Here is a 25197-nt window from a genome sequence, read left to right as displayed (position 1 = left end):
CTTCCCGCGGAGGACGTGTGAGCGGCGTGAGCTATGGCACACCCCAGTCCGACGAGCCGCCCCTGCTGGGGATCGGGCGGCCGCTGCCCGGCAGCGCGGAACCCGTCGAACGTGCCGACGCCGCGCGCAATCGCGCACTGCTGCTCGACGCGGCCCAGCAGCTGGTGCGCGAGCACGGCGTCGACGACCTCACGATGGACGCGCTCGCCAAACGCGCGGGGGTCGGCAAGGGCACGGTCTTTCGCCGGTTCGGCAACCGAACCGGGCTCATGCTGGCCCTGCTGGATCACTCCGAGCAGAAATTCCAGGCCGCGTTCATGTTCGGGCCCGCGCCGCTCGGTCCCGAGGCAGGCCCGGTCGAGCGGCTGATCGCCTTCGGGCGCACCCGGCTGCTCGATATCGAGGTCGAGGGCGATCTGCACCAGGCCGCGGAGAAGGACGGGCGTTTCGGTGGCGGACCCTACGCCCTGCACAAGGCGCACGTCATGCTGCTGCTTCGCGCGATCGGCGTCGACGGTGAGGTTCCGCTGATCGCCGACACCCTGCTGTCCACACTGACGGCGGCGCTGGTCATCCACCAGGTCGAAGTGCTCGGCTACACGCGCGATCAGATCGGCGACAACTGGGAATGGCTCGTTCGCCGGGTCGTTTCGCCTGTCCCCCAAGTAGAGTGAGAACGCATGGGGACACTGCGTGAACAGATCATTGCCGAATTGGGTGTGCTGCCCGAGATCGAGGCGAAGCAGGAGGTCCGGCGGCGCGTCGACTTCCTGAAGGACTACCTGGCCACCACCCCGGCCAAGGGATTCGCCCTCGGGATCAGTGGCGGCCAGGACAGTGCGCTGGCCGGTCGGCTGTGCCAGCTGGCCGTCGAGGAGCTTCGCGCCGACGGTGTCGAGGCGAAGTTCCTCGCGGTGCGGCTGCCCTACGGCGTGCAGGCCGACGAACACGACGCGCAGACCGCCTTGAATTTCATCGACCCCGATCGCACGGTCGTGGTGAACATCCGGCCCAGCGCCGATGCGGTGGGCATCGAGGTGGCGGGCGCGCTCGATCACGAGCGCCTGCGCGACTTCGTGCGCGGCAACATCAAGGCGCGTGAGCGGATGGTCGCCCAGTACGCCCTCGCGGGCCAGGAAAGCCTGCTGGTGGTCGGCACCGATCACGCGGCCGAAGCGGTCACCGGGTTCTTCACCAAGTTCGGCGACGGCGGTGTCGACCTGACTCCCCTCACCGGTCTCACCAAGCGCCAGGGCGCGGCCCTCCTGCAAGAACTGGGCGCCCCCTCGAGCATCTGGTCCAAGGTCCCCACCGCCGACCTCGAAGACGACCGCCCCGCCCTCGCCGACGAGGACGCACTCGGCCTGCGCTACGCCGAGATCGACGACTACCTCGAAGGCAAGGACGTCACCCCCGAGGTGGCCGCCCGCGTGGAGTCGATCTTCACCAACACCCGCCACAAGCGCACCGTCCCGGTGACACCGCTCGACACCTGGTGGCGCTAGGGGCGTGCTCCCGGCCCCACCGGATCAGCAGATCTGGGCGCCTTCACCGGACGCGGTAGCTCGCAGCAGGTCCCGAACCAGCTCGTAGTCCGGTTCTTTGCGAAAGCGCAGGCATCCTTTGCCCATGTCCTGGCTCGCGAGACGGTCGGCGAACGCCGCGCGGACGTCGGAGCGCAGGAGGTAGAAGGAGATGTAGTGCTTCTGGCCGGCGAAGGCGACCTCGCCGGTGCCGTCGCGTTCGTAGGCGGGCATCCCGTAGGACATCACCTCGGTGAAGCCCGGCAGCTCCTGGAGGCACAGGTCGCGCAGCCTGGTGAGCGCCTCGCGGCGATCCGCCGGGACTTCGGCGAGGTAGGTCGCTACGTCGGGGGCCTTGCTCTGGACCACGGCTAGCCGCCCGCGAAAGGCGGGAGAACGTCGACTCGGTCGCGGAGCATGGCCGACGGGTCGCGGGTGAGCTCGTCGCCGATGAGGAAGGCACAGACGCCGACGAGGCTGTCGATGTCGGAGCCGTAGGTGGCGGCGAGAGTGGCGCGCAGGTCGGCGACGGTGGCGCCGTCGGGGAGGTCGAGAGATTCGGTGTTCTTGCCGACCGCGTCGGCGATGGCGGCGAAATAGCGGACCTCAACCACCGATGGCTCCCATCGTGCGTTCCGGGGGGACGAAACCGGCGGCGTCGATACCGTGACCGGCCCATTTCTGCCACATGGCACCGCGCCACAGTTCGGCGACCTCGTCGTCGTCGGCGCCTGCCCGCAGCGCGGTGCGCACGTCGAACTCCTGGTCGCTGAACAGGCACGAACGCAGCATGCCGTCGGCGGTGAGCCGGGTGCGGTCGCAGCTGTCGCAGAACTTGCGCGTGACCGTGGCGATGATCCCGACTGTTGCCGGGCCACCGTCGACCAGCCATTTCTCGGCCGGGGCGGACGGGTCGGCACGGGCGGTGGGGGTCAGGGTGAAGCGCTCGCCGAGGACGTCGAGCAGGTCGGCGGCGGTCACCATGTGATCGCGGGCCCACTCGTGGTCGGCGTCGAGGGGCATCTCCTCGATGAAGCGCAGTTCGCACTGTTCGGCCAGGCACCACGCGAGCAAGTCGGCGGCGCCCGCCAGATTCTGGCGCATCAGCACGGCGTTGACCTTCACCGGCGCCATCCCCGCGTCGCGCGCGGCACGGATGCCGTTGAGGACCGACTCCAGCCGGTCGCGGCGGGTGAGGCGGGTGAAATCTTCCCGGTCGACGGTGTCGAGGGAGACGTTGACCCTGGTCAGACCAGCCGCGGCGAGCTTATGGATGCGATGTTCCAGGCCGACGCCGTTCGTCGTCATAGCCAGCGGGGTGCCGGGCACCGCCGCATGACAGCCCGCGATGATCTGTTCCAGTTCACGGCGCATCAGCGGTTCGCCGCCGGTGAACCGCACCTCCCGCACACCCAGCTCGCGCACCGCCAGCGACACCAGCCGCACGATCTCGTCGGCGGTGAGCAGTTCCTGGCGCGGGATCGGCGGCAAGCCCTCTTCGGGCATGCAATAGGTGCAGCGCAGCGAACACTTCTCGGTGATGGACACGCGCAGGTCGCGAGCGATCCGGCCGAAGCGGTCGACGAGGAACGGCGTCTCGGGCCTGCCGTCCAGGGACGGCCGCTCCGATCGCACGGCGGGTATCCCCATCTCGACCAGCGTCATCTCTACAGTATGACCCGTAAGGCCCGTCACATTCCGTGCGCCGGGCCGATTCTTCGCGAACTCGTCAGCTCACCGTCGCCCACCCACCACCGTGAGCAACACGACCCCGACCGGCCCCGACACCGACGATTAAGCTGGCAGCATGACTCCCCGGCCCGCTACCGCGTCGGCGCGCAGCGTCGACGAGTACCGCGACACCGTCGCCGCGCTGCTGGCCCGCCTCGCCGACCGCCCGGATGAACAGGTGCCGGTCCCCGAGGCGCTCGGCCGCACGCTGTCGGCCGATGTGGTGTCGCCGATCGATCTGCCGGTGTTCCGTAACTCGGCGATGGACGGCTACGCGGTGCGGGCGGCCGATGTGGCCGTCACCCCGGTCACGCTGCCGGTGGCCGGCGTGGTGGCGGCGGGTAGGCCGGGCACCGACGCGCTGCCCGCCGGATCCGCGGTGAAGGTGATGACCGGTGCGCCGATGCCCCCCGGCGCCGACTGTGTGGTGCCGGTCGAGGATGTGCAGGCGGGCGAGGGGCGGATCGTGGTCGAACGTGGCCGCGGACGTGGCGAATTCGTGCGCGAAGCCGGTACCGATGTGCGCACCGGCGAGCTCGTCGCGCGGGTAGGCACGGTGCTCGCGCCCCGCCATATCGCCGCACTGGCCGCTGTCGGCCTGCCCACGGTGCCTGCCCTGAGCCGATTACGCGCTGTCTGCATCACCACCGGGGACGAACTCCGGCCCGCGGGCGCCGCGCTGGCCCCGGGCCAGATCTACAACTCCAACGGCATCGCGCTGGCCGCCGCGTTGCGGGCCGACGGTGTCGAGGTGGTCGAGGTCGCGCACAGCACCGACGACCCCGCGGTGTTCACCTCGGTACTGCACGCCGCGACCGCCGTCGCCGACCTGGTCTTCACCTCCGGTGGCGTGTCCAAGGGTGACTTCGAGGTCGTCAAGGATGTGCTGGGCCCGCTCGGCGGGACCTTCGGCTCGGTCGCGGTGCAGCCGGGCGGACCGCAGGGCTACACGGTGGTCGACGAGGTCCCCGTGCTCAGCTTCCCGGGCAACCCGGTGAGCACGATGGTGTCCTACGCTGTGTTCGCGCGCCCCGCCGTACGCGCGCTGGCCGGATTGCCGGAGCTCGTGAGCGGCGAGACCACTCTGCTCACACCGCTTCGCTCCCCCGCCGGTCGTCGCCAATACCTGCGCGGCCTGCTGACCGAGGACGGGGTGGAAGTGATCTCGGGCCCCGGCTCACATCTCATCGCGGGGATGGCCTGGGCCGATGTCCTGGTCGACGTTCCCGCCGAGGTCACCTCGCTGGCCGCCGGTGTCGCTGTGCGAATCTTATCGCTATGAGCGAGTTGTCCCACGTCGACCGCGAGGGTCGCGCGCGCATGGTCGACGTCAGCGCGAAAGCCGACACCACCCGGATCGCTGTCGCCGCAGGCGAATTGCAGACGACCGCGGAAGTGATCGCGTTGGTGCGGGCCGAGGGAATGCCCAAGGCCGATGTGCTGTCCACGGCACGACTGGCCGGAATCGCCGGTGCGAAAAAGACTTCCGAGCTGATTCCGCTGTGCCATCAGCTGGCGTTGTCGTCGGTGAAGGTGGAGTTCGGGTTCACCGAGACCACCATCACAGTCGAGGCGACGGCGAAGACCAAGGGGCCCACCGGGGTCGAGATGGAGGCACTGACCGCTGTCGCCGTGGCCGGGCTGACCCTGCACGACATGGTGAAGGCGGTGGATCCCGCTGCCGTGATGAACGGGGTTCGGCTGGTCACCAAGGAGGGTGGAAAGCACGGGCATTGGGTGCGGCCCGAGGATCGATCCGACACCGGCACACCGGCGCTCGACCGATCGGCACAGGTGGACGCGAGCGCCGGTGCCGAGTCCGCGCTGCCTGCGACCACCGACTCCCAGGGCGGCGCTGCGGCGCAATCGCCTGACGCCCCGATCTTTTCGCGGACCGCGGTCGTGGTTGTCGCGTCTACCGGTACCGCGGCCGGTACCCGCACCGACACCACCGGGCCCGTCCTCGTCGACTGGCTGACCGCGCGAGGTTTTTCGGTGCGTGGGCCACTGGTCTACGCCGATGCCGAGATCGCCGCCGGGCTGGCCGACGCACTCAGCGGAGCGCCGGCGCTCGTCGTCACCACCGGTGGCACCGGTGCCTCGCCCACCGACGCGACACCCGAGGCCACCCGCGCCGTGCTCGATCGTGAGCTACCCGGTGTCGCCGATGCCATTCGGCAGCGTGGGACCGCGAAGTTCCCCCTCGCCGCGCTGAGTCGCGGCGTTGCCGGGCTGGCCGGTGGGACCGTTGTCGTGAACCTGCCCGGTTCGCCCGGCGGGGTGAAGGACGGGACGGCGGTGCTGGAACCGCTGTTGGATCATCTGCTCGCGCAAGTAGCCGGAGGCGGCAACCATGAGTGACTTCGGTGCGGTTCGGCTGGCGACCATCAGCGATCACGACCTCGATCCCCTCGCCGTCGAAAAGGCGGTCGAAGGACCGGAATTCGGCGCGGTGGTGGTGTTCACCGGCAAGGTGCGCAACCACGACGGTGGCCAGGCGGTGACCTCGCTGGAGTACTCCGCGCATCCCCAGGCCGAGCGCTTCCTGCACGCGATCTGCGCGGAAGTGGCGCAGGCGAGCGGACTTCCGGTCGCGGCGACGCATCGCATCGGGTCACTCACGATCGGCGGGCTGGCGATCGTGGTGGCGGTGGCCGCGCCGCATCGGGCCGAGGCGTTCACCGTCTGCGCCGAGCTGGTCGACCGGATCAAGCACGAGGTGCCGATCTGGAAGCGGCAGTTGTTCGCCGACGGGCTTTCCGAATGGGTCAACGCCTGCGGCTGACGCTACTGCGTGGCGTAGCGCCACACGCCGAGCATCTCCTGCTCGTCCAACGGCGTCTCACCGTCGAAGACGGTGTCGTGCAAGCGCTTCAACGCCGCGACCGTATCCAGTCCGGCACCGATCAGCACCAGATTCGAGACACGGCGCTCGCCGCGCGCCCAGCTTCCGGGGGTGACGACCACGTGCCTGCCTACCAGGTGGACTTCGAACTTACGGCGCTCCCCTGCCACCGCGAACGCGACACATCCCTTGGCACGGAACAGTCCTGACGGCGGATCTTCCAGAAAGGCCACCAGCGCACGCGGATTCAACGCGCGCTCGCTCGTGAACGCCACCGAGACGTAGTCGTCGTGAAGGTGGCGATGGTCGGGGTCGTCGTGATCATGGTCGTCGAGCAATGTGTCGAAGCTCAGTTGCTCGGCTGTTTTCAGCTGCTCGGGTGCCCGATCGTCGAACAGCAGACCGGGGTCGATGCGGCCGTGCGTCGTCGCGTACACCGGCACCTGCCCGACGCAGTCGGTCAGCTGTGCGCGCAAATCGGCCAGCGCCTCGGCCCCGACTCGATCGGCCTTGTTCACCAGCACCAGATCCGCCATCCGCAGATGGGTCACCAGCTCAGGATGTTGCGTGCTGGTGGCGGCGAACTGCTCGGCGTCGACCACTTCGACCAGGCCGCCGTAGGTGATGCGCGGGTTGGGGTTGGCGATCACCATCCGGATCAGGTTGCGCGGCTCGGCCAGTCCGCTGGCCTCCACCACGATCACATCCACCGCGCTGCGCGGCTGCGCCAGCTGCGCGAACAGATCGTCGAGTTCGGACACGTCCACCGCGCAGCACACACACCCGTTGCCGAGCGACACCATCGCGTCGACCTGCCCCGCCACCAGCATCGCGTCGATGTTCACCGCCCCGAAATCGTTGACCACTACCCCGATCCGGGTTCCCCGATTGTTGCGCAACAGGTAATTGAGCAGGGTCGTCTTCCCCGAACCGAGAAACCCAGCAACGATCACGACAGGAATCACCGCACCCATGCTGCCACCCTGTCACCGCGGCGACGTCGACCGGTCCACCACGCCGGATTCCTCCGTCCGTCCCCATGCAGCACACCGCCCACCCCTGCGATCAGAGGTGGGCGGGTCGACGTGCGGCCAACGGCGGTCAGGACGGGCTGAAAACCATGCCTACCAGGGTGTACGCGAGATTGATCAGCTGGCCGGGGATGGTCGACTCGTCCATGCCGAGCGCTTGAGCCAGCGGCATGAGCAGCGTCATGACGGTGGTGATCGGACCGCCGAGCGTGCTCAGATCGAGCTCGGATTCGTTGGGCGTCGCCTGGGTTTTCGGGCTGGTGCCGCGGTTCTTCGGGGTGGTGGTGGACGGTGCGGCGGGAGCCCCGGGTGACGCGGTGCGGGCCGGGGCGCCGGGAGACGCGGTGCGGACGGGGGCTACCGGACCCGGGTTCGCGATCGGGACCCGTTGGGGGATCGGAGCAGCAGTGGCAGGCGCGTTGGCGTCGGCGGGAGCCGGGCGCTCGGACGGTGCCGTCTGTTCGCTCGGGCCGCTGGGAGGCGCGGACGAATCGGCCGGTGCCCGGTCGGGCGCGGGAGCTTGCGCAGGTGCCGGTGCGGGAGCGTGGGCGGGCGCTTTCGCTCCCGGCGTCGCAGTCGTCGAAGCGGGCGACTGGGCCGGTGCGGGTGTCGTCGTGTCGGATTCCGGCGTCGACGCGGTGGTCCCGCTGGGCTTCTTCGACGGCTGCGTGGGCTCGGCCGGATCGGTGGTGGGCGCCGGCGCGCCGTTCGTACCCTCGGCGGGAGTTCCGGCGGCGTTGGGATCCTCGGCCGGGGCGGAAGCTCCGTTCTGGCTCCCTGCCGGTCCGGGCGCGGGTGCGTCGGTGCTGGGCGTGGGGGTCTCGGTCGGGTCGGCGGCGGGTGCGCGCTGGGGTTCCTGTGCGGTCGTCGCGACCGGGATCCGACCCGGCGCGGCGGCGTAGGCGGGAATCGGCTTGTTCAGCAGGAACCCGACGACGCCGGTCGCGATGGCGACGGCGTGCTCGAGCTGGCCTTCGCGCGATTCCAGGCGGGCGGCGTCGCCGACATTGGCGCCGTTGCCCATCTCGACGAACACCAGCGGCACCTGCGTCAGCGCCGGGCCCGCCACATCCTCGCGGGTCTGCAGGCCCGCCTTGACGCCCGCGTAGTTCGCGGGTGAGAAGCCGGCCGCCAGGTAGGCGTCGCGGACCGCGCTCGACACGAGTCGCCCACCACCGGATTGCGCCTTGTCGGCGATCGAGTCGGGAATGGGGAGCTGGGGCACGATCATGTGGAAGCCGTGCTGGTCGGGGCCCGCGCTGTCGGCGTGAATGCTCACCGCCACGTCGGCACCGGACTGGTTGGCGGCGCGGGCGCGATCGTCGACGCAGCCGCCCCACCCGGTGTCGTCGGCGCGGCTCAGCACCACATCGGCACCCAGTGCCTCCAGAGACGCGCGCACGAGCTGGGCGACATCCCAGTTGATGGTGTGCTCGGGGATGCCGTTGAGCGAGGTCATGCCGGTGGTCTGGCAGTCCTTGGTACCGCCGCGACCGTTGTCGACCTGGCGGCTCAGGTCCTCGGAATGCGCCGTCCCCTGATGACCGGGGTCGAGAAAGATCGTCTTACCGGCGAGCTGCTCGCTGGTCGCTGGTTCAGGGGCGGCGTGGGCGGTCACGGGGACCAATCCCGACAGCGACACCACCACCGCGGCGGAGACGGTAGAGCAGATTCCGGCCTTGATGATGTTTGGTTGCATGTTCGGTCGGTGCTCCGGGACCGGAGCACCCCTCCCTTCCCATTGGTAACACCTGGTAACACCAAACCCAGTGGTTCACTCTTGCAACGTTGACAACCACAGGGCAAGCACAGTTACCGAAATGTAACTGGATAGGAGTATCAAAAGACGCTGGTCGGATGCCCAGATGAGCCGTCAGCAGGCTAGGTCAGGCAACTTCTGGCAATTGGCGCAGCGACCGCAGCGCATAGTGAACCCGGGTCTTCACGGTCCCGATCGGAACGCCGAAATCGGCGGCGACTTCCCGGTAGCCGCGGTCGTGCAAGATCACCTCGGTCACGGCTGCCCGCTGCGGTTCCGGGAGTCGGGCGAGGAGCTGATCGACCAGTAACCCGTCGACCAGTCCGTCGGCGAAATCCGGTTTGCCGCAGACGGACACCTCGGTGATATCGTCCCAGCCCACATCACCGGGGCGGATGGCTCTGGCCCGCACGATGTCGATGATGACGTTGTGTTCGATCGCCAGCAGCCAGGTCCGCACGCTGCCCTTGCGACCGTCGAAGTCGTGGCACGAACGCCAGCCGCGCAGCAACGTTTCCTGCACCGCGTGCTCCGCCAGGCCCGCGTCGCTGAGACTGCGCATGGCCCGCCAGTGCAGCAGACCGCGATCGGTGGCCAGCACCTCGGCCAGCCCGTCCCTGGTACACAGGCGCGCGCAGTGCGCACCGCAGGAGTTGTCCGTCATATGGGGTTATCGCGGCAGACCGCGACGATGACAACGCCGCGCGTTAAGCGACTCTTCAGGATCCTGCTGGGGCCGTGCCGGAAGGTAGTTCTTGCGAGCCCGGCCGGGCCTGCTCCAGGAGGGGGGAGCAGGGACGCCGGGCTCGTTCGTTTCCGGGCCCGATCATTGCGGGTTCGCGCATTCGAGCGAAGTCCAGCACGATCGGACCGGGGCGACGACAATCGCCCGCGAGGAGCGAACAAGTGGACATCCATGCATATCCGACCGACGCGCAGACGCCGGTCGACCGGGCGGAGGCCACCCGAGTGGCGGCCGAACACCTACCAGCCGACCTGCCGGGTCACGATCGGCAGATCGTCGAATTCGCCGACGGCTTCGCGGTTTTCGCGGTGCAGCCGTTGCACGCGCCACCGGATCGGCCGATCCCGATCGGCGGCTCGGTGTACGTGATCGACAAGGCGACCGGGGCGGTGTCGTTCTGGCCGACCTATCCGACCGGCGTGATCGCCGCGCACTACGCGCTGCTCTTGGCGGCGGGACAGTTGGTCGTCGCCGATTCCTGGCCCGATCAGGACTGATCGAGTAGTTCACGAGGTCTCCTCGGTCGAGTGGCCAGGGCGACGCAGGGCGGCGAGTCCGCAAGCCACAGCCAGTGCGATCGAGAGTGCGCCGAACCAGTCGCCCCAGCGGACGTAGGGAGTGTGATCGCCGGCGGTGCGGATGTCGGCCAGCACCGTGTGGGTTTCGGTGATGCCGGTGCGGACCGAGGCTCGAACGGCGCCCTGTGCGTCGACGGCGGTCAGCTCGCCGAGTTGGGCGGGGCGGGCGATGGCGATGCCAGATTCGACGGCCCGTACCGCCGCCATCCGGCTGTGTAACCAGTGATCGACGCTGAAGTCCAGCGCAGGAGCGAGCAGGAGCGTCGCCCCGTCGGCGCGGTTCTGGCGAACGAGGGCCGGGTGGTCGAGGTCGGCGCAGATCGCGAGCGCCCACGGGCGGCCGGGGATCTGGACCGGGGTCGCACCGCGTTGCAGGCCGGACTCGAGCCCGGGGACGAGATAGCGCTTGGCATAGATGGTTTCGCCCGGATAGGCGATGGCGGCGTTGACGGTGCCGCCCGGTTGCTCGAGTTCCAGGCCGACGACCACGTGGATGCCACGACGAGCGGCTACGGCGGTGAGCGGGTCGCGCAACAGGAAGAGTTCGGATCGTCGTGCATGCCATGCCTTCTCGGAGAACACGATGACTTCGGCGCCCTCATCGGCGAGTTCGTCGACGGCGGTGATGGCCTCGGCGATCATCCGCGCACCGTCGGGCGATGCGACAGGAACATACATCGGCGGCTGCGCGAGAGCCACCAGCCCCACCCGCGTTACCGGACCACCGCTCGCCGCCGCGGAACACCACAGACCCGTGCCGATGGCGAAGGTTACGGCCACGGCCGTCACGACCGCTGTCCTCAGCAGGCGGGGCGTTCGGATGCCGGGTGCCGTCATCGTGCCAACGGCACCGGGCACCGCGAGCACGAGGAAGCTGATCCCCCACACCCCGGTGAGCGAAGCGACACCCACGATGGGGTCGACCTCGGCCTGGGAGTAGCCGATGCTCCACCACGCGCCGATCCCACCGACCAGACCGAACAGGAGCTCGACGGCAGTCCATGCGGCGGGTAGTGCGAGCACGGCCCACCCGAACCTGTGCTGTATCAACAGCTTTCGGAAGAGCAGCACACACGCTCCGAAGGTGAGTGCGCTGCCGACCAGCAAGGCGACGGCAGTCACCCTGGGTTGTTCCAGAGTGTCGGTGAAATAGGACCAGTACTCGGCGTTGCCGCCGAGCCAGGACAGCACCGCGGCGGCGTACGCCGCCGCGGCTGAGCGCCGCGGCGCCAGCCACAGCACCGGGAGCGGGGCGAGGAGGGCGACTCCGGGCACCGGGTGCAGGCCGGTGCCGATACTCCACAGCACCGCCGAACTCACGGTGGCGGCCGACCAAGTCGTCAGCTCCCGACCGGGCGATCGTCGGCCGGTTCGCCCGGAGAACTCTTCGCGTACAGCCTCTTCAGTAGATGTCACTCGACAATCGTCACGGCGGAGCGGGGCCCCGCACATCGCCCGTGCGAGCGGACTCGTCTCCCTCTCGCGAGTGAGATCACCTCACACCACCCGGCAATTGATTGTCCCCCGGCGCCACCATTCCGGATTCGTAGGCGAAGACCACCGCCTGCGCCCGATCGCGCAGCCCCAGCTTCGAAAGAACGGAGCTGACATGAGTTTTCACGGTGTGTTCGGTGACGACCAGCCGCGCCGCGAGTTCGGTGTTCGATCGGCCGGCGGCGAGTTCACGCAGAATGTCGCGTTCCCGCGGGGTCAGCATTGCCAGCTGCGCGGACGCTTCCGGGTGGGCCCGCGCGCGTCCGGCGACCTCGGCGATCAGCCGCCGCGTCACCGAGGGAGCCAGCAGGGCGTCACCAGCGGCGACAACTCTGACGCCACCGATCAATTCGGCCCTGCGGGCGTCTTTGAGCAGGAACCCGCTCGCACCCGCCCGCAAGGCGGCATAGACGTACTCGTCGACATCGAACATGGTGAGCACCAGCACTTTTGCCGCCGTCTCGGCGCAGATCCGAGCAGTGGCCGCCACCCCGTCCAGCCGGGGCATCCGCACGTCCATCACCACCACATCGGGGGTGAGCCGCCGGGCTGCCGTCACCGCTTCCACGCCATCGCAAGCCTCCCCCACCACCTCGATGTCGGGTTCGGACTCCAGGATGAGGCGGAACCCGGCACGGAACAATTCCTGGTCGTCGACAACGAGCACCCGCACGGTCAACTCCTCTGTGCCAGTGGCAGATCGGCCGACACCACGAACCCGGCACACGTCGGCTCCGCCCGCAGCGAGCCACCGCACGCCTGGACCCGTTCGGCCATCCCGACCAAACCGAAGCCCGTCTGGCCTGCGTCCGCCCGCGCATGCTCCACGGCGGTGCCGTCATCGGCGATCCGCACCCCCAGCCGACCCGATGACCAGCTCAGCGCCACCTCGACCCGCGTCGCCTTCGCGTGCTTGCCCGTATTGGTCAGCGCCTCCTGCACGATTCGATACGCGGCGGCATCGGCTTGCGGTGAGATCGGCACGCGGGTTCCGTGCTCGGTGAAACGCGCGGCCAGACCCCCGTGTTCGGCGAGGGCGACCAGATCAGCGATAGCCGCTACGCCCGGTTGATGCGGCGGATCGTCCTCGCGGAGCACACCGATACTGTGGCGCAGTTCCCGCAGGGCATCACGCCCACCGTCGGCGATCGCCGCGAAGGCCACGTCGGCATCCGCCCGATCCAGCAGCGGACCGGTTTCGGCGCGCACGATCATCGCGCCGACCGTGTGGGCCAGCCCGTCGTGCATATCCCGCGCGATCCGCAACCGCTCGCGGACCACCGCGGCCTCGCGTTCGTCGTCGAGACGTCGTGTCCGTTCGGCGAGCGCGTCGATCTGCGCCTGCTTCGCGCGCACGCCCGACCCGAGCGCCCATGCCGTCATGAACGACATCGCGGCATAGGCGTACGAATCAGCGGGCTCGCGTGGCACCAGCAGCGACACCAGAATTCCCACCGCGACCAGTACGAAGGTCAGCCGGCGCTGCCGTGCCGAACAGTGCGCCGCGATCGTGTACACACAGACGACCGTGCCGAACGGCAGCACCGGCAACGCGTGTACACAGCCGAGCGCCGTGATCGCCGGGCCGACCACACACAACACACCCACCGGAGCCCGGCGCCGCCACAACACCGGTGCCGATGCGAGGACCGACAACCCGACGACCCACCACGACGCACCGACGACGAGCGCGGGCACGACGCTCGCGGCCGTGACGACGGCGGCGATCAGTGCGTCCAGCGGCGACGGATGTTCCCGAGGTACTCCCACGACGTCCCAGTCTGTCCGGAAACAGTCCACCGCACCTCACTCTCGAGAGTGATTCGATGGGCGGCACCACGACCGTACGCTCAGGCATAGGGTGGAATTCGACGCGGCAACATCCGATGACCAGCGACGATCACGCTCGACCAAGAACGAATTGCACACATAGCGATGTGTGCATATGATTGCGACCGATCGGACCGCAGGAGAAGGGGAACGCGATGGGCGCAGGGCACGGGCACGACCACGGGGTATCGGCCGACAGCGATCGACGCTGGCTGGCCGGCGCGCTGGCGGTGATCGTCACCTTCCTGATCGGCGAAGTGATCGTCGGCATCATCGCCGATTCGCTGGCACTGCTCTCCGACGCGGCACACATGACCACCGACGCCGCCTCGATCGCGCTGGCGCTGTGGGCGATCCGGCTCGCGGCGCGACCGGCGACCGGTCGGATGACGTTCGGCTGGAAGCGGGCCGAGATCCTGTCGGCCCAGGCCAACGGGCTGACGCTGCTGCTGCTGGCACTGTGGCTCGGCTACGAGGCGATTCGCCGGCTGTTCGAGCCGCCGGAGGTACACGGTTGGCTGGTGTTGATCACCGCACTGGTCGGCGTCGCCGTGAACGTGCTCGCGACCTGGATGATCAGCCGCGCCGATCGCACCAGTCTCAATGTCGAGGGCGCCTACCAGCACATCCTCAACGACCTGTTCGCGTTCATCGCCACCGCCGTCGCCGGTCTGATCATCATCCTCACCGGCTGGGTCCAGGCCGACGTCGTCGCGACGCTGATCGTGGTGGCGTTGATGATCAAGGCCGGCATCGGGCTGATCAAGGCGTCGAGCCGGATCTTCCTCGAGGCCGCGCCCGAACATCTCGACCCGGCGCAGATCGGTCGCGACATGGCCGCGCGCGACGGCGTCACCGAAGTCCACGACCTGCACATCTGGGAAATCACCTCCGGCTCTCCCGCACTGTCGGCCCACGTTCTCGTGCGGCCCGGCCATGATTGCCATGCGGTCCGCGAGGACATCGCGCACATGCTCGACCACGACCACCACATCGAGCACGTCACCCTGCAGGTCGACCACGCCAGCCCGAAACTGCTCGACATCGGCAACCGCGACTCCCACCCGTGCGCCGACTCGCACGGCCCCAAGCACGTGCCCGAACAAGCCCCCCACACCCACTGACGAGGGAAGGCCCCACACCCGTCGGGTGCGAGGCCTTCTCGTCGGTCACGCGCTAGCGAGGACCAGGTCGTTTCATCGACCTATGGGGCTGATTCAGCCGCCGAAGGAACCGGTCCACAGGGTGTCGACCAGCCCGTGGAGTGCGGCGCCGAGGGTGTCGAAGAGGCCGCCCAGGGCAGCGCTACCGGTGTCGATGATAACGGGGATCATAGTAATTCCTCTGTTTCTCGCATAGGCCCAGCCGGAGCTGGCTTACGAATGGCATATCGACGCTCAAACGCGACGGGTTACGGAATTTCCGATTTAGTGACACTGGTAACAGTACGGCCACAACACCAGCTCTACCTGGCATTTTCGCGCGATACCCACTGTTCCTTAAATAATTCTGAGAACTCTATGAGATTCATAGTGCGACATCCGATAAGGCCACATTTCCGTTGCCCCGAGAAATAGGGGCACCGCTACACACCGTCACACACAAATGCGGATATTCCGGTCAGGGCGTATCGGTCAGCGCGCCGGGCAGGTGTTCACATAGGCGTGGCCGGGGAGGGCGACCACCCATTCCTCGCGGGTGATCGGGGTGGTGCCGCTGGCGCAGATCCGATCGGCTTCGGCGGCGGCGTCGGTGCGCCATTGACGCAGGGTGCCGTCGACCGCGGACTCGGTGAGGACAGCACCGTCCGCGGCGAAGGCCAGCATGGTGGGTTGCCGGTGGCGCAGCCCCCGGGCGATGGTGGCGTAGGCGGTGGGGTGCGCCGGGTCGGAGTAGTCCCAGAGCAGGATGGTGCCGCTGACGATGTCGTCGATGGCGAGCAGGGTTCCGTCCGGATCGAACGCCACCGAACCTGCCGAGCCGTTGGCGCCCGCGGGGGCGGCAAGGGCACGCGGCGGGGTACCCGGCGTGCCGAGCTGGTAGACGAAGGCGCCGGTGAGAGTGCCGACCGCGAGTGTGTTGCGCGAACTCAGGGCCAGCGCGATGGTCTGCCCCGGGGTTCGCAGATCGGACAGTTCGGCGATCGGCTGCGCGGTGGAGGTGGTCGAGAAGACGCTGACATTGCCGGTGCGGTGGCTGCCCACGGCGAGCAGGCCGCCGTCCGGGCTGAACGCGAGCGAGGTCGGGTAGCCACGGCCGAATCGGATACTCGACCGCAGTCGGGGCTCGCCGGTGACGTCGAAGAGATCGACGGTCTGGGTCATGCTGCGGCCGATGGCCAAGGCACCGTCGGGACTGAACGTGACGGCGCGGATGTCGACGCCTGCCGCGCTGAGTGGCGCGCCGACACGACGCGGAGTCACCGGGTCGGTGATGTCCCATACCTGGATCGTGAATTCGGTTCTGGTCACCGCCCTGGCCGCGTTCGGGGCGATCGCGACGACGTCGATCAGGCCGGCGGGGTCGCCGTCGAGCAGCGCTCGATCGGTGGCGTAGGGCGTTCTGGCCAGACTTCGTAAACGGGGGAACAGATCCTGCGGGAGGGCAGGCTGGTCGGGTGGAAACCGGAACAGCGTCAGCGAGCTGGTCGACACGACCGGGCCCGGCAGCTCGAACACATGCACGGCATGGTCGAAACTCGTTGTCACCAGCGACCTTCCACCGCGCAGGAAGCGAGCCCGCGCGACCATGTCGATCGGGAAGGTGACCAGCTCCTCGCCGGTGTCCAGATCGCGAATGCGCGCCCGGGTGTCGCCGCCGACGATCACGGCGGATCGACCGTCCCCGGTCGGTGATACGTCGAGGTATTCGTTGGCGCCCCGCGGCACGGTGGGCATCGGGTCGAAGCCGCCCGCGCCTACTCGCCAGCGCGCGACCTCGCCCGGATTGAGACCGACGGCCAGCACGGTGCCGTCGCCGTTGAACTCGACCGACCTCGCCTCCGCGCCGCCGGGCCGTTCGAGGCGGCGGTCGAACGCCGGTGTCTGCTCCCGGTCGAGGGTCTCGATGTTCCAGGCTCGCACCGTGGTGGTCCAGATGCCGCCGAACAACGACGGCACCGCCGCGACGAGCGTGCAATCACTCAGGGCGACCTCCGCACGCTGCCCCGAACCGGACATCGTCGGCAGGGCGACCGGGTGCGCGGGATCGTCGCCGAGGCGCCAGCTCGCAATCGTCGCGCTGTGGGTGCCGATGGCGACGAACCCGAGGTCGGGACTGAGCGCTGCCGACGAAGGCAACCGGCCGCCGAGCGGGAGCTCGGTCACCAGGCGCGGTGCATCGTGGTCGGCGATGTTCCACAACGCCGATCGCAGATCGCCCGCGACCACCAACCACTCGTGGTCGGCGCTCATCGCGAGACCCCGGATGTGCCCGCTCCCGGTGTCGAACCGTGGCCACCGATCGACGCCGGACTCACTCACCCGCACCAATTCCACGGAGCCGTCACCCTCGCCGATCGCGATCACGTCACCCTGCGCGGTGGTCGCGATGCGTGGTGCGTCGGGATCGAAGACCACCCCGCGACCGAGCACGACACCGGGACTGATCCGGATCGGCGCGTTCGTGGCGGTGTTCTCCAACAGAGCGGACCGCGCCTCCTCGGTCTCAGCGGTGCGATAGGCGGCAAGGGCGATCTGCTGGGACAGCGCGGGATTGAGATTGCCGCCACCCCGGGCGACGCCGGCGAACAGGCGCGAATTCGATTCCGCGCGGGCGGCCGCGTTCTCGATGCGCAGCTGGACCACCTTGGTCACCGACCCCACCGCCAGCAACACGGCCAGCCCGGCCGCGACGGAAACGATCCACAGCGCGAGGTTGGCCCGTGTGCGGGTCCGGGCGATCGCTTCGGCCACCGTGCGGGCGGCCGAGATCCGGTCGGCGTAATTCTGTGGCGCCTCGTCGGCGGCTTCCCGCAATGCCTCCGACGCGACCACCACGCGCAGCGACGAGCGTTGCGCGGCAGTCAGTTTGCCCGCATAGCCACCGACTGCCGTCAGATTCGACCCGGACAGGCCCGCGGTGACCGCGCACTCGGGGTCGAGTCGACGGGGCCGCAGCTTTCGCAGCAGGGCGTGCCGCGGTGCGAGATCGTCGAGGGCGACCGCGAACGCCGCGCCCATCGACGCGCCGTTGATGTCGTTGGCCGGAGCGCTGCCGTGCGTCGAGACCGACCATCGCACACAGGCGTCGGTGCCGGCCAATCTGCTGATGCGCCAAGCCTTTTCGAGGCTGTCGGTGAAGGCGCGATCGGCCTGGAGGAAGCCCATCCGCGCCGGGTCGGGGTGCAGGCCGCTCGGTCCGCCCCGGACCTGGTCGAGGCGCAGCACGCCCACCTCGCCACCACCGCCGAAGCTGGCGAACAGCACGCTGATCCGGCTGCTGCGCACGACCGGGAGGGTATGTCCGGACAACTCCAGCGCGGCCATGATGGCGTACCCGCGCGCCGCGCGAGCGCCCTGGCCGAGGAGATGGCGCACGATCTCACCGAGCGGAGCATTCGCACTGGTGATCGGAATGCCCGCGGGCAGCAACTGGGTACCCACCGAGGTCAGACCGGCACGTTCGGCGTGATCGAGAAAGGCCGCACACGCGTCGTCGGTGTCGATCGAACCGGTCAATGCCCGCGCCAGCACCGCCATCGCGCGTGCGGCGGACAGATCCGCGGTGATCCGGCGGTCCTGCGCGTCGGGATCTTCGGCTTCTTCCTCGAGCAGATCGTCCGCGGCGAGATCCTTCCAGCGGGCCAGCGACTGCCTCGCCAGCACGCCCGTCTCCCGCCGGTGGTCCAGCAATCGGCGCGCGGCATCCGGCCCGGTCGCAACAGCAGCACGGCACAGCGCAAGCCAGCGTTGCGACGCACCGGTCAGCTCGATCAGCACCGCGTCATCGGACAACAGCGCGTCCGTCGGCTGATCGGTCGATTCGCCTGCCATGTCTCCCCCATCTCCCTCCGGGCAGCACCGGCGACCCTGCCGAGAATGCCCCGATACGATGGAATTCCAGCACACCACCGATCGACCCAGGGGACCACGTTGTCGAGACGACACATCGCCGGACGCACCCTGACCGCCGCGGCCCTGCTCGTCACGATCCCGGTATCGGCGAGCTGCGCCGACGACGCGGACACCAGCGCGAAGCCGACAGCCGTGGTAGCGCAGGAGATTTCCGCACCGCCGCCGCTGCCCAGCGCCGACGAGGTCGAGCAACTGATGCGACGGTTGCTCGACACCACCGTGTCCAACGCCGAGAAACTCGAGCTGATCCAGGGCATCGGGAGCGACCCCGAGCTGCCGAACCGGGTCGCCGACGCGCCCCGCCAGGGCGGCGCCACCATCGCGCTCACCATCACGGGTACGCGCACCGCACCGCCCGGCATGATCGCCGACGGCACGGCTTCCATCAACAACAGCCCGCCGCAGCCGCTCATCGTGAACTTCATCGTCGAGGACGGGAAGTGGAAGGTCGAAAAGGCCTGGTACTGCCAGATCGCGTTCTCGTTCATGGTCGCCTCCCCGGCGTGCCCGACCTGATCCGCGTGGACACCGTCGATGCCGACTGAGCGAACCGCTCCGGGCCGCAACCGCATCTGTGTAGGAGCCGATCGACCCGACAGGAGGCTCCGCGATGCGACATGCTCGACCCGGTACCGCGCGCCACTGTCTGCCCTCGGCCCGGCCTACGGCGCGGGCAGCGTCGAGAAACCGAGCCGTGGTGTGCGCGTCGTCGGCCGAGCGGGGGTGCCGGGTGAGCACTGAGCCCTTGGACGAATGGCTCGGCGCATCCTGGAGCGAGGTCCCCGAACGCCTGCGCCCGGCGGTGGTCGATCACATCTTCGGCGCCGATCTGGTCACCATGTCGACCTATGCGGCAACCAAAGCGCGCTACGTCCTGGATCGGCTCGACCCGGACATGCGCAGCGACTTCGAAGACGTCGCCCAGAACACCATGGTCGAACTCACCGCGACGCTGCCCACCGAGCGGATCCGGCACTGGAAAGCGCTGGTGCTCAAGAAGCTGCAGTGGCAGGTGCTCCAGGACCGCCGCAGTCGCACCGCCGAGAAACGTCACCCCGGCCAGCGAGTCGACTACGAGTCGGCGGTCCTGATACTCGAGGATCACCGGTGCGGCGACGCCGAGAACCGGCTCGCCGACCGCGCTGTCCTGCGGGACGCACTGGCCTCGATCACGCACGCGGAGACCGCCGCCGTGCTCCGCGCGACCTTCGTGATCGCCGCGGACGGCAGCTATACCGATGTGCAGACCACCGGCGAGGTGGCCGCAGACCTGCGGTTCAGCCAGGAGAAGGTCAAGCGATTGCGCGCGGCAGGCGCCAAGTTGCTGCGCGAGGCCGTGCGCGCGCAGCTCGACGCCCGGGACAACGAGGAGACAGCGTAATGGCGCCGGATCATGACGCGGACCGGTTGAGTCTGCCTGTCGACATCGACATGCTGATCGCCTTCGCCGCGTCCGACAGCCCGGACGCCGACGCGGAGTCCGCCGCCGCGGGGGCGCGGATCGCCGAGCGACTGTTGCGCGCAGGCGCGGTGTCGGGCAGCTCAGCCGCGCTCGGCGACCTCGGTGCGCGCCGGGCCGCGATGACGGTGCCCGGCTGGTCCGTGCAGCCGCTCGCCGCGTCGTCGGACAGCGAGCAGACAACGACTCGCACGGTGCAGAAGCAGCGCGACCGGGAGTTGGGGATCGAATTCACCCGCTCGCCCGCGGGCGCGGAGCAGACGCGAATCTCGGTGCACTCGTTCGGCGCTCGGGCCGCGGCGGGCGACATCGTGCGGATCTCGGTACGCCTCGGCGGCGACCGCACCGAACTGCTCGTCGTCCTCTACGCCGGTGACGACGGCACGCTCACCGGGCAGGCCGTCACCAGGGCGCTCACCATGTCCGAGGATCTCGAGATCTCGCTGTTGCCGGGTACGGCGCTCGACAGCACGCACGTATCGGCGGTGACCGATGCGGTGCGCTGCTCGCTGACGGCCGGGCGCAACGCTTGGCGGCGGGTGGCCAAGGGCCTACCCGCCGGTGATCCGGTACGGGCGGCGATCATCGCCGGGTTGAGCTGATCGTCGCGGATTGTCGGGCAAGGCACGGAACCCGGCTGCCGGAGATGTTCGTCCGGCAACCGGGTTCGGATACGCCCAGGGAGGGCGCGCCGACGGACCGGGTGGAACCCCCCTGCGGCTCCACTCGGCAGCGGCGGCGCAGCCTCACTCCCAGGGCAGTAGTACTTCACCGACGTCGCCGCAGTGGTGGCGTCGACGTCGGTGAAACCCCTCACCGACACTGATGCCGTGCGAGGGGCAAACGGTTCGCCGCGAACCGCCGCCGGGGCATGGCGCATCTCTGTTCCGACGGCCGGTGCCGGTGCCGGTAGTGAGGAACACGGGGATGACACCTTCGAGGAACGACACGGCGCGGCAGCTCGCCGCGTCGGCCGATCTCGAGGCGGCGCGGCGACAACGAGACACCGACAGCCGAAGACGGCGCGACACCGCGGAGTTCGTCGCGCTCCGGCCGCTGCGTGGCGAGGCTCAGCTCACGGCGGCCGCTGCTGACACACCACCACAATCGAGCACGCGTCTCACGGAGTACACCGACTCAGCATTCGACCGCGATCGAGGCATCACCGACCACGTCCGGATGTTCGGCATCGCTGTGACGCAGGCTGGTTCGTTCCGGTGATACCCCACCGATCGGCCTACCTGCCAGCATGCGCAGCGCCAGCCGCACGAACGCGAAGTGCGTACGCAGGGCCCGCGGTGAACGGGCGACGGAGGCAACGGTGCACGTGCCGGTCGGTGCGGGAATTCCAGCGAATCTGTCGGTGAGCCAGTCGAGAATCGCCGGGACGATGAGGAATTCGAGTGGCAGGTGCGAACCGCGGCGCACGCGCAGGTAGCGCACGGTCGCCCCGGCCTGCTCGTACCGGCGCACGTGGGCGTCGATATCGGCGACGGCGATCACCTCGTCGTTCACCCCCTGGACGATGAGCAGGGGTGCGGCGGGCGCGCGAGTGCCGGGTTCGATGTCGGCGAGGATGCGGCGCAGGACGGGCTCGGCGAGCAACTCCCCCATGCCGCCGCGCAGATGCCGGGTCACATCACGACGGGCGAACCGCAGCAGCAGCGCGAAGGTGCTGCGCTCCTCGGCCTCACCGAGCAGACCGCGATATCGCGCGTCGAGGTGATCGCTGAGCACCGGATCGAGCTCGGGATAGGCCTGCCGCAATCCCGCGACGAACGCCGCCGGGAACCCGGCGAACCATCCGCCGTTGAGCCGCACGAACGCGGCGGCCGGGTCACCCACCGGTGATCCCGCCGCCGCACCGACGATATTCAGCTCCGGCGCGTACTCGGCGGCCAGTTCGGCGGCCCACGCCGTCGCCAACCCGCCACCCGAATAGCCCCACAGGGCAACCGCCGTGGTGGGCGTCAACGCCATCGGGGCGAAGCCGAGCGCGGCCCGAATCCCGTCCAGCGCACGGTATCCGGGTTCACGTGCCGCTCCGAACCGGCCACCCGCCCCTTCGTGATCGGGTACCGATACCGCCCAGCCCTGCTCCAGGGCCATCGCGATGATCGGCAGCTCGAGCGGCGCGATCGAACCGATCGTCCATGCGCCGCTCCGCAACGCGTACGACGGAAAGCACTGCGGGGCCACAGCATCGATCGCGCACTGGAACGACACCAGCGGCCGTGGACGCGCGGCAGCGCCCCACGGCAGCAGCACTGTCGTCACCGACACTTCCGGCGCACCGTCGAGATCGCAGGTGCGGTACAGCAATTGCCAGGCCGTGATCCGCTGCCGGATCACCCCGAACAGCGCGACGTCCACCGGCCGCGACCGCACCACCGTCCCCGGCGCGAGCGCGTCGAAACCGGATGGAGCGTCGTAGAACGGGTCGGCGGGCGGGAGCAGCGGCGCGGCGCGGCTGGTCGGCGCCGGGGCGTCGACGGTCATAGGCTGCCGCCGCCACCGAAGAACCAGGGGTTGAACGTGCAGGTCAAGGTGGGACTACCTTCCGGATCGAGGGCACGCAGCGCGATCGAGGCGGCGCGCGGGGAATACATCATGGTCAGGTGGTCGGAGACGTCCTGCTCGCAGCCGTTCTGCAGGGCGATGTTGTCGACAGTCGCGTCCGGCCCGGCCCGCAGGAAGGCGAGGTCGAGGGGATTCATCACCTCGTCGTAACGGGAACCGACCACGGTGTAGGCGACGCCGGGCACAGTGTCGCCGGTGGCGTTGAGGGTGGTGTAGAACGACGAGCCGACGGCCTGTTCGACATTGGCGGCACCGATGATCGGCCGGTAGAAGCCCATGATGTCGATGCCGGCATTGTTGATCATGCGGCCGAGGGTGGCGATCCCGAGCAGCGAGGTGCCGTGGTGGGTGGCGCCGAAACTGACGAGCTTGCCGACCTTGCCCTGGCCGCCCTCGAACTTCAGGTAGTGATTGGCGATGGTGCCGCCCTGGGAATGGCCGACGATGTCGACCTGGTCCGACCCGGTCGCCGCGCGGACTCGTTCGATGAAATCGGCCACCTGACGGGAGGAGTCGGCCATCGGGCCCACCCCGTAGCGCCCCGGCAGCACGGCGCCGAGTCCGCCGGCCTCCAGCAGCCCGGATTTGCCGAAGTTCAGCGCGAACACGCAGTACCCGGCCTCGGCGAGGCGGGGCGAGAGATAGGAGAAGGTGTCGTAGGCGTTGAGCCAGGTGCCGTGCAGCAGCACCACCGGGCGCGGGTGCTGCGCCGAGGGCTTGCAGTCCCAGCGGTTGGCGCCGGGCGGCGCGGCGTCGGGGTGGAGCAGGCCGTAGGCGAAGGCGGGCAGGTAGGCCGACATCTCGGGGCCCTCACCGACGGCGTCGGAGGCGCGGCTGCCCGACGAACCCGAGCTGCTGCCCGAGGCGCTGCCGGTGTCGGCGATGGCGGTGGGTGTGCGGCCGTCGGCGGCGGCGACCGTGCCCGCGTTCACGTATTCGGCCAGCGAGGCGATCGTCGGCTCCAGGGTGGGAGCCGCGTCGGCCGGGCCTGCGGCCACGGTCAGCGCCGCGGCGATGCCGATTCCGCACAGCGCGCGGCGAAGGGAATGCGTCGTTGCAATCATGGTTTCACTTCCGTAGATCCGCGTCGACGAACAGGTGGCTCGGACGCGCTCTGCGAATCTATGACCCAGGACACAGTGATGTCACTGCACCGGGCAACGAGAAACTCTGGACCGGATTGGCGCGGGAGCCAAGTTCTGTACGTTTTCGATCGGATGGTCCACTACCGGGCTGTCGTCGGACACAATCGAGTCATGCTCGCCGAACACCCCGTTTCCGAACTCCCCGCTCTGCCCGCGCTGACCGCTCGGCTGCTGACGCGGTGGCCACAGATCTCCGAACGCATGCTCGCCGACGGTCTCGGCGCCAACGCGCCCGCCGAATTGCCCGACGGACACTTCACCGCGGAAGTGCTGCCGACCATCTACGCGTGCGGGCGGGCCGTGCTCGAGGCGATCGGCGCCGACCGCGAGTTCACCTACGCCGAGGTCGCGGCCTTCGTCGCCCCGGTCGCCGAGCGTCACGCCGAGGACCGGTTGCCGTTGCCGATGCTGATCGGCGCGATCCACGGCTCGGCGCAGTCGGTGTTCGCGGAGGCGCTGTCGCTGGCTCTGCCCACCGAGACCGCGGAGATGGCGCGGGTGGGCAACCGCCTGCTCGATCTGCTGCGCCATATCAACATGACGGTCGTGGAAACCTACACCGAGGTCGAGCAGTCGATCTATCACGCCGAACGCGAGGCGCGCCGGGAGCTGTGTTCGGCACTGGTGCGCGGCCTGCCCGCCGAGGAGCTCGCCGCCCGCGCCGACACGATCCTCGCCGATCAGTACACGGTGCTGGCGGTCCATCTGAGCGAGCCACCGCGCGTTGGCACCGCGGCCAACCTGGTGACCAGGCGACGGATCCGGGTGTTGCAGCGCGCTTTGGACGAGCTCACCGGCACCACCACCCCGGCCACCTTCGACGGCGCTCACGGCATCGCGTTGCTGAGTCACAGTTCCGAAACCGACATCCTCGACGCGGCGAAGTTCGACGAACTCGCCGACCGCCTGCGGGCCCAGTTCGGGGTACCGGTGTATCTGGCCGAATTCTCCGGTGTCAGTCGTGACGCCATTCCCGCCGCGGCGAAGGACGCGACCGAACTGACCGAACTGGCGCGACTACGCGGCAAGCCCGGCGGCTGCTACCGGCTCGACGATCTGCTGCTCGAATATCAGCTCACCCGGCCCGGCCCGGCCCGAGAACGCCTGGCGCATCGGGTGATTCCGCTTTTGAGCAGTCCGCACCTGATCGATGCGCTGGAAGCGCATCTCGTGCACGGCGCCGACCGCAAAACTGCGTCACGACTTATTCACGTGCACCCGAATACTTTTACCTATCGCCTGCGCAGGATCGCCGAACTCACCGGTCTCGACCCGGCCGATCCGAAAGATTCACGTATGCTCGCCGCGTCGCTCACGGTGTATCGACTCGATTCCCTGGAGAACGAAAAAACCCGCTATTCGACGTGTGCATCGAATAGCGGGTAATTCGTTTCCCGACAAG

General features: G+C 68.9%; 23 protein-coding genes. 11 read left to right on the top strand and 12 right to left on the bottom strand.

Going from position 1 to position 25197, the window contains the following annotated elements; all coding sequences use genetic code 11:
• Positions 1-26 precede the first annotated feature (26 nt).
• Both ACFVVI_RS25490 and nadE read left to right on the top strand, forming a co-directional pair.
• Entirely contained in the window at positions 27-674 is a 648-nt protein-coding gene (locus ACFVVI_RS25490; protein WP_387447281.1) for a TetR/AcrR family transcriptional regulator, read from the top strand.
• A 6-nt stretch (positions 675-680) separates the two neighbouring features.
• A complete protein-coding gene (nadE, locus tag ACFVVI_RS25485; RefSeq protein WP_378633155.1) occupies positions 681-1505 on the top strand; it encodes an ammonia-dependent NAD(+) synthetase in 825 nt (274 codons plus the stop codon).
• Between the two features lie 24 nt (positions 1506-1529).
• Here the strand turns inward: nadE and ACFVVI_RS25480 are convergent, their stop codons facing one another.
• The 3 genes from ACFVVI_RS25480 to moaA are packed head-to-tail and all read right to left on the bottom strand — an operon-like array spanning position 1530 to position 3188.
• The gene (locus tag ACFVVI_RS25480) at positions 1530-1892 is read right to left on the bottom strand and encodes an iron chaperone (RefSeq protein WP_387447182.1); all 363 of its coding nucleotides are present in this window, start codon (positions 1890-1892) and stop codon (positions 1530-1532) included.
• 2 nt (positions 1893-1894) lie between these two features.
• Positions 1895-2137 (bottom strand): MoaD/ThiS family protein, encoded by a 243-nt coding sequence (locus ACFVVI_RS25475; protein ID WP_056812377.1) that lies wholly within the window; start codon positions 2135-2137, stop codon positions 1895-1897.
• Positions 2130-3188 (bottom strand): GTP 3',8-cyclase MoaA, encoded by a 1059-nt coding sequence (gene moaA, locus ACFVVI_RS25470; RefSeq protein WP_378991486.1) that lies wholly within the window; start codon positions 3186-3188, stop codon positions 2130-2132. The genes ACFVVI_RS25475 and moaA overlap by 8 nt, the downstream gene beginning before the upstream one ends.
• 142 nt (positions 3189-3330) lie before the next feature.
• Between moaA and glp the strand changes: the two genes are divergently transcribed.
• Genes glp through ACFVVI_RS25455 form a run of 3 tightly spaced genes read left to right on the top strand, consistent with a single transcriptional unit; the run spans position 3331 to position 6039 of the window.
• Entirely contained in the window at positions 3331-4536 is a 1206-nt protein-coding gene (gene glp, locus ACFVVI_RS25465) for a gephyrin-like molybdotransferase Glp (RefSeq protein WP_387447181.1), read from the top strand.
• Positions 4533-5615, top strand: coding sequence for a bifunctional molybdenum cofactor biosynthesis protein MoaC/MoaB (gene moaCB / locus ACFVVI_RS25460; protein ID WP_387447180.1), 1083 nt, complete (start codon positions 4533-4535; stop codon positions 5613-5615). The genes glp and moaCB overlap by 4 nt, the downstream gene beginning before the upstream one ends.
• On the top strand, positions 5608-6039 hold the full coding sequence (locus ACFVVI_RS25455; protein ID WP_387447179.1) for a molybdenum cofactor biosynthesis protein MoaE: 432 nt from the start codon (positions 5608-5610) through the stop codon (positions 6037-6039). The genes moaCB and ACFVVI_RS25455 overlap by 8 nt, the downstream gene beginning before the upstream one ends.
• Before the next feature lie 2 nt (positions 6040-6041).
• Here ACFVVI_RS25455 and ACFVVI_RS25450 read toward each other — a convergent pair whose 3' ends face one another.
• The 3 genes from ACFVVI_RS25450 to ACFVVI_RS25440 all read right to left on the bottom strand — a co-directional run bounded on the left by ACFVVI_RS25450 (position 6042) and on the right by ACFVVI_RS25440 (position 9553).
• A complete protein-coding gene (locus ACFVVI_RS25450; RefSeq protein ID WP_387447178.1) occupies positions 6042-7073 on the bottom strand; it encodes a CobW family GTP-binding protein in 1032 nt (343 codons plus the stop codon).
• A gap of 127 nt (positions 7074-7200) precedes the next feature.
• A complete protein-coding gene (locus ACFVVI_RS25445) occupies positions 7201-8829 on the bottom strand; it encodes an N-acetylmuramoyl-L-alanine amidase (protein WP_387447177.1) in 1629 nt (542 codons plus the stop codon).
• 187 nt (positions 8830-9016) lie between these two features.
• A complete protein-coding gene (locus ACFVVI_RS25440) occupies positions 9017-9553 on the bottom strand; it encodes a sigma-70 family RNA polymerase sigma factor (protein WP_378991478.1) in 537 nt (178 codons plus the stop codon).
• Between the two features lie 242 nt (positions 9554-9795).
• Here ACFVVI_RS25440 and ACFVVI_RS25435 point away from each other — a divergent pair, with 242 nt between their 5' ends.
• A complete protein-coding gene (locus ACFVVI_RS25435) occupies positions 9796-10131 on the top strand; it encodes a hypothetical protein (RefSeq protein ID WP_378991476.1) in 336 nt (111 codons plus the stop codon).
• A 9-nt stretch (positions 10132-10140) separates the two neighbouring features.
• On the opposite strand, the gene ACFVVI_RS25430 is transcribed toward ACFVVI_RS25435, so the two are convergent.
• From ACFVVI_RS25430 to ACFVVI_RS25420, 3 genes are all read right to left on the bottom strand, one after another.
• Complete coding sequence (locus ACFVVI_RS25430) at positions 10141-11628, bottom strand: nitrilase-related carbon-nitrogen hydrolase (RefSeq protein WP_387447176.1); 1488 nt, start codon at positions 11626-11628, stop codon at positions 10141-10143.
• 76 nt (positions 11629-11704) lie between these two features.
• Positions 11705-12385, bottom strand: coding sequence for a response regulator (locus tag ACFVVI_RS25425; RefSeq protein WP_378991474.1), 681 nt, complete (start codon positions 12383-12385; stop codon positions 11705-11707).
• Positions 12382-13476 (bottom strand): sensor histidine kinase, encoded by a 1095-nt coding sequence (locus ACFVVI_RS25420; protein WP_387447175.1) that lies wholly within the window; start codon positions 13474-13476, stop codon positions 12382-12384. Before ACFVVI_RS25420 ends, ACFVVI_RS25425 begins: the two co-directional genes overlap by 4 nt.
• 215 nt (positions 13477-13691) lie before the next feature.
• Between ACFVVI_RS25420 and ACFVVI_RS25415 the strand changes: the two genes are divergently transcribed.
• Entirely contained in the window at positions 13692-14660 is a 969-nt protein-coding gene (locus ACFVVI_RS25415; protein ID WP_378991472.1) for a cation diffusion facilitator family transporter, read from the top strand.
• Positions 14661-15170: 510 nt separating this feature from the next.
• Here the strand turns inward: ACFVVI_RS25415 and ACFVVI_RS25410 are convergent.
• A complete protein-coding gene (locus tag ACFVVI_RS25410) occupies positions 15171-18530 on the bottom strand; it encodes a WD40 repeat domain-containing protein (RefSeq protein WP_387447174.1) in 3360 nt (1119 codons plus the stop codon).
• A gap of 99 nt (positions 18531-18629) precedes the next feature.
• Here ACFVVI_RS25410 and ACFVVI_RS25405 point away from each other — a divergent pair, with 99 nt between their 5' ends.
• The 3 genes from ACFVVI_RS25405 to ACFVVI_RS25395 all read left to right on the top strand — a co-directional run bounded on the left by ACFVVI_RS25405 (position 18630) and on the right by ACFVVI_RS25395 (position 20672).
• Positions 18630-19127, top strand: coding sequence for a hypothetical protein (locus tag ACFVVI_RS25405; RefSeq protein WP_378991469.1), 498 nt, complete (start codon positions 18630-18632; stop codon positions 19125-19127).
• A gap of 214 nt (positions 19128-19341) precedes the next feature.
• Positions 19342-19992 carry a hypothetical protein gene (locus ACFVVI_RS25400; RefSeq protein WP_387447173.1) on the top strand — a complete coding sequence of 217 codons (651 nt, stop codon included), beginning with the start codon at positions 19342-19344 and terminating at the stop codon, positions 19990-19992.
• Positions 19992-20672 (top strand): hypothetical protein, encoded by a 681-nt coding sequence (locus ACFVVI_RS25395; protein WP_387447172.1) that lies wholly within the window; start codon positions 19992-19994, stop codon positions 20670-20672. Before ACFVVI_RS25400 ends, ACFVVI_RS25395 begins: the two co-directional genes overlap by 1 nt.
• A 535-nt stretch (positions 20673-21207) precedes the next feature.
• Here ACFVVI_RS25395 and ACFVVI_RS25390 read toward each other — a convergent pair.
• Complete coding sequence (locus ACFVVI_RS25390) at positions 21208-22569, bottom strand: lipase family protein (protein WP_387447171.1); 1362 nt, start codon at positions 22567-22569, stop codon at positions 21208-21210.
• Positions 22566-23714 (bottom strand): esterase/lipase family protein, encoded by a 1149-nt coding sequence (locus ACFVVI_RS25385; protein ID WP_378991461.1) that lies wholly within the window; start codon positions 23712-23714, stop codon positions 22566-22568. Before ACFVVI_RS25385 ends, ACFVVI_RS25390 begins: the two co-directional genes overlap by 4 nt.
• A gap of 192 nt (positions 23715-23906) precedes the next feature.
• On the opposite strand from ACFVVI_RS25385, the gene ACFVVI_RS25380 reads away from it, so the two are divergent.
• Entirely contained in the window at positions 23907-25181 is a 1275-nt protein-coding gene (locus tag ACFVVI_RS25380; RefSeq protein WP_387447170.1) for a PucR family transcriptional regulator, read from the top strand.
• The last annotated feature ends 16 nt before the right edge of the window (positions 25182-25197 follow it).

Origin of the sequence: Nocardia sp. NPDC058114 (assembly GCF_042884695.1) — a bacterium.
GTDB lineage: Bacteria > Actinomycetota > Actinomycetes > Mycobacteriales > Mycobacteriaceae > Nocardia.
The sequence above is the reverse complement of the archived record's forward strand: the minus strand, read 5'-3'. Positions and strand labels throughout refer to the sequence as shown.

Excerpts from the sequence above, each read along its gene's own strand:
- moaCB (WP_387447180.1), top strand. The coding sequence starts at position 4,533 with ATGAGCGAGTTGTCCCACGTCGACCGCGAGGGTCGCGCGCGCATGGTC.
- moaA (WP_378991486.1), bottom strand. The coding sequence starts at position 3,188 with ATGACGCTGGTCGAGATGGGGATACCCGCCGTGCGATCGGAGCGGCCG.
- glp (WP_387447181.1), top strand. The coding sequence starts at position 3,331 with ATGACTCCCCGGCCCGCTACCGCGTCGGCGCGCAGCGTCGACGAGTAC.
- ACFVVI_RS25445 (WP_387447177.1), bottom strand. The coding sequence starts at position 8,829 with ATGCAACCAAACATCATCAAGGCCGGAATCTGCTCTACCGTCTCCGCC.
- ACFVVI_RS25380 (WP_387447170.1), top strand. The coding sequence starts at position 23,907 with ATGCTCGCCGAACACCCCGTTTCCGAACTCCCCGCTCTGCCCGCGCTG.
- ACFVVI_RS25410 (WP_387447174.1), bottom strand. The coding sequence starts at position 18,530 with ATGGCAGGCGAATCGACCGATCAGCCGACGGACGCGCTGTTGTCCGAT.
- ACFVVI_RS25395 (WP_387447172.1), top strand. The coding sequence starts at position 19,992 with ATGGCGCCGGATCATGACGCGGACCGGTTGAGTCTGCCTGTCGACATC.
- ACFVVI_RS25455 (WP_387447179.1), top strand. The coding sequence starts at position 5,608 with ATGAGTGACTTCGGTGCGGTTCGGCTGGCGACCATCAGCGATCACGAC.
- ACFVVI_RS25440 (WP_378991478.1), bottom strand. The coding sequence starts at position 9,553 with ATGACGGACAACTCCTGCGGTGCGCACTGCGCGCGCCTGTGTACCAGG.
- nadE (WP_378633155.1), top strand. The coding sequence starts at position 681 with ATGGGGACACTGCGTGAACAGATCATTGCCGAATTGGGTGTGCTGCCC.
- ACFVVI_RS25450 (WP_387447178.1), bottom strand. The coding sequence starts at position 7,073 with ATGGGTGCGGTGATTCCTGTCGTGATCGTTGCTGGGTTTCTCGGTTCG.
- ACFVVI_RS25415 (WP_378991472.1), top strand. The coding sequence starts at position 13,692 with ATGGGCGCAGGGCACGGGCACGACCACGGGGTATCGGCCGACAGCGAT.
- ACFVVI_RS25385 (WP_378991461.1), bottom strand. The coding sequence starts at position 23,714 with ATGATTGCAACGACGCATTCCCTTCGCCGCGCGCTGTGCGGAATCGGC.
- ACFVVI_RS25390 (WP_387447171.1), bottom strand. The coding sequence starts at position 22,569 with ATGACCGTCGACGCCCCGGCGCCGACCAGCCGCGCCGCGCCGCTGCTC.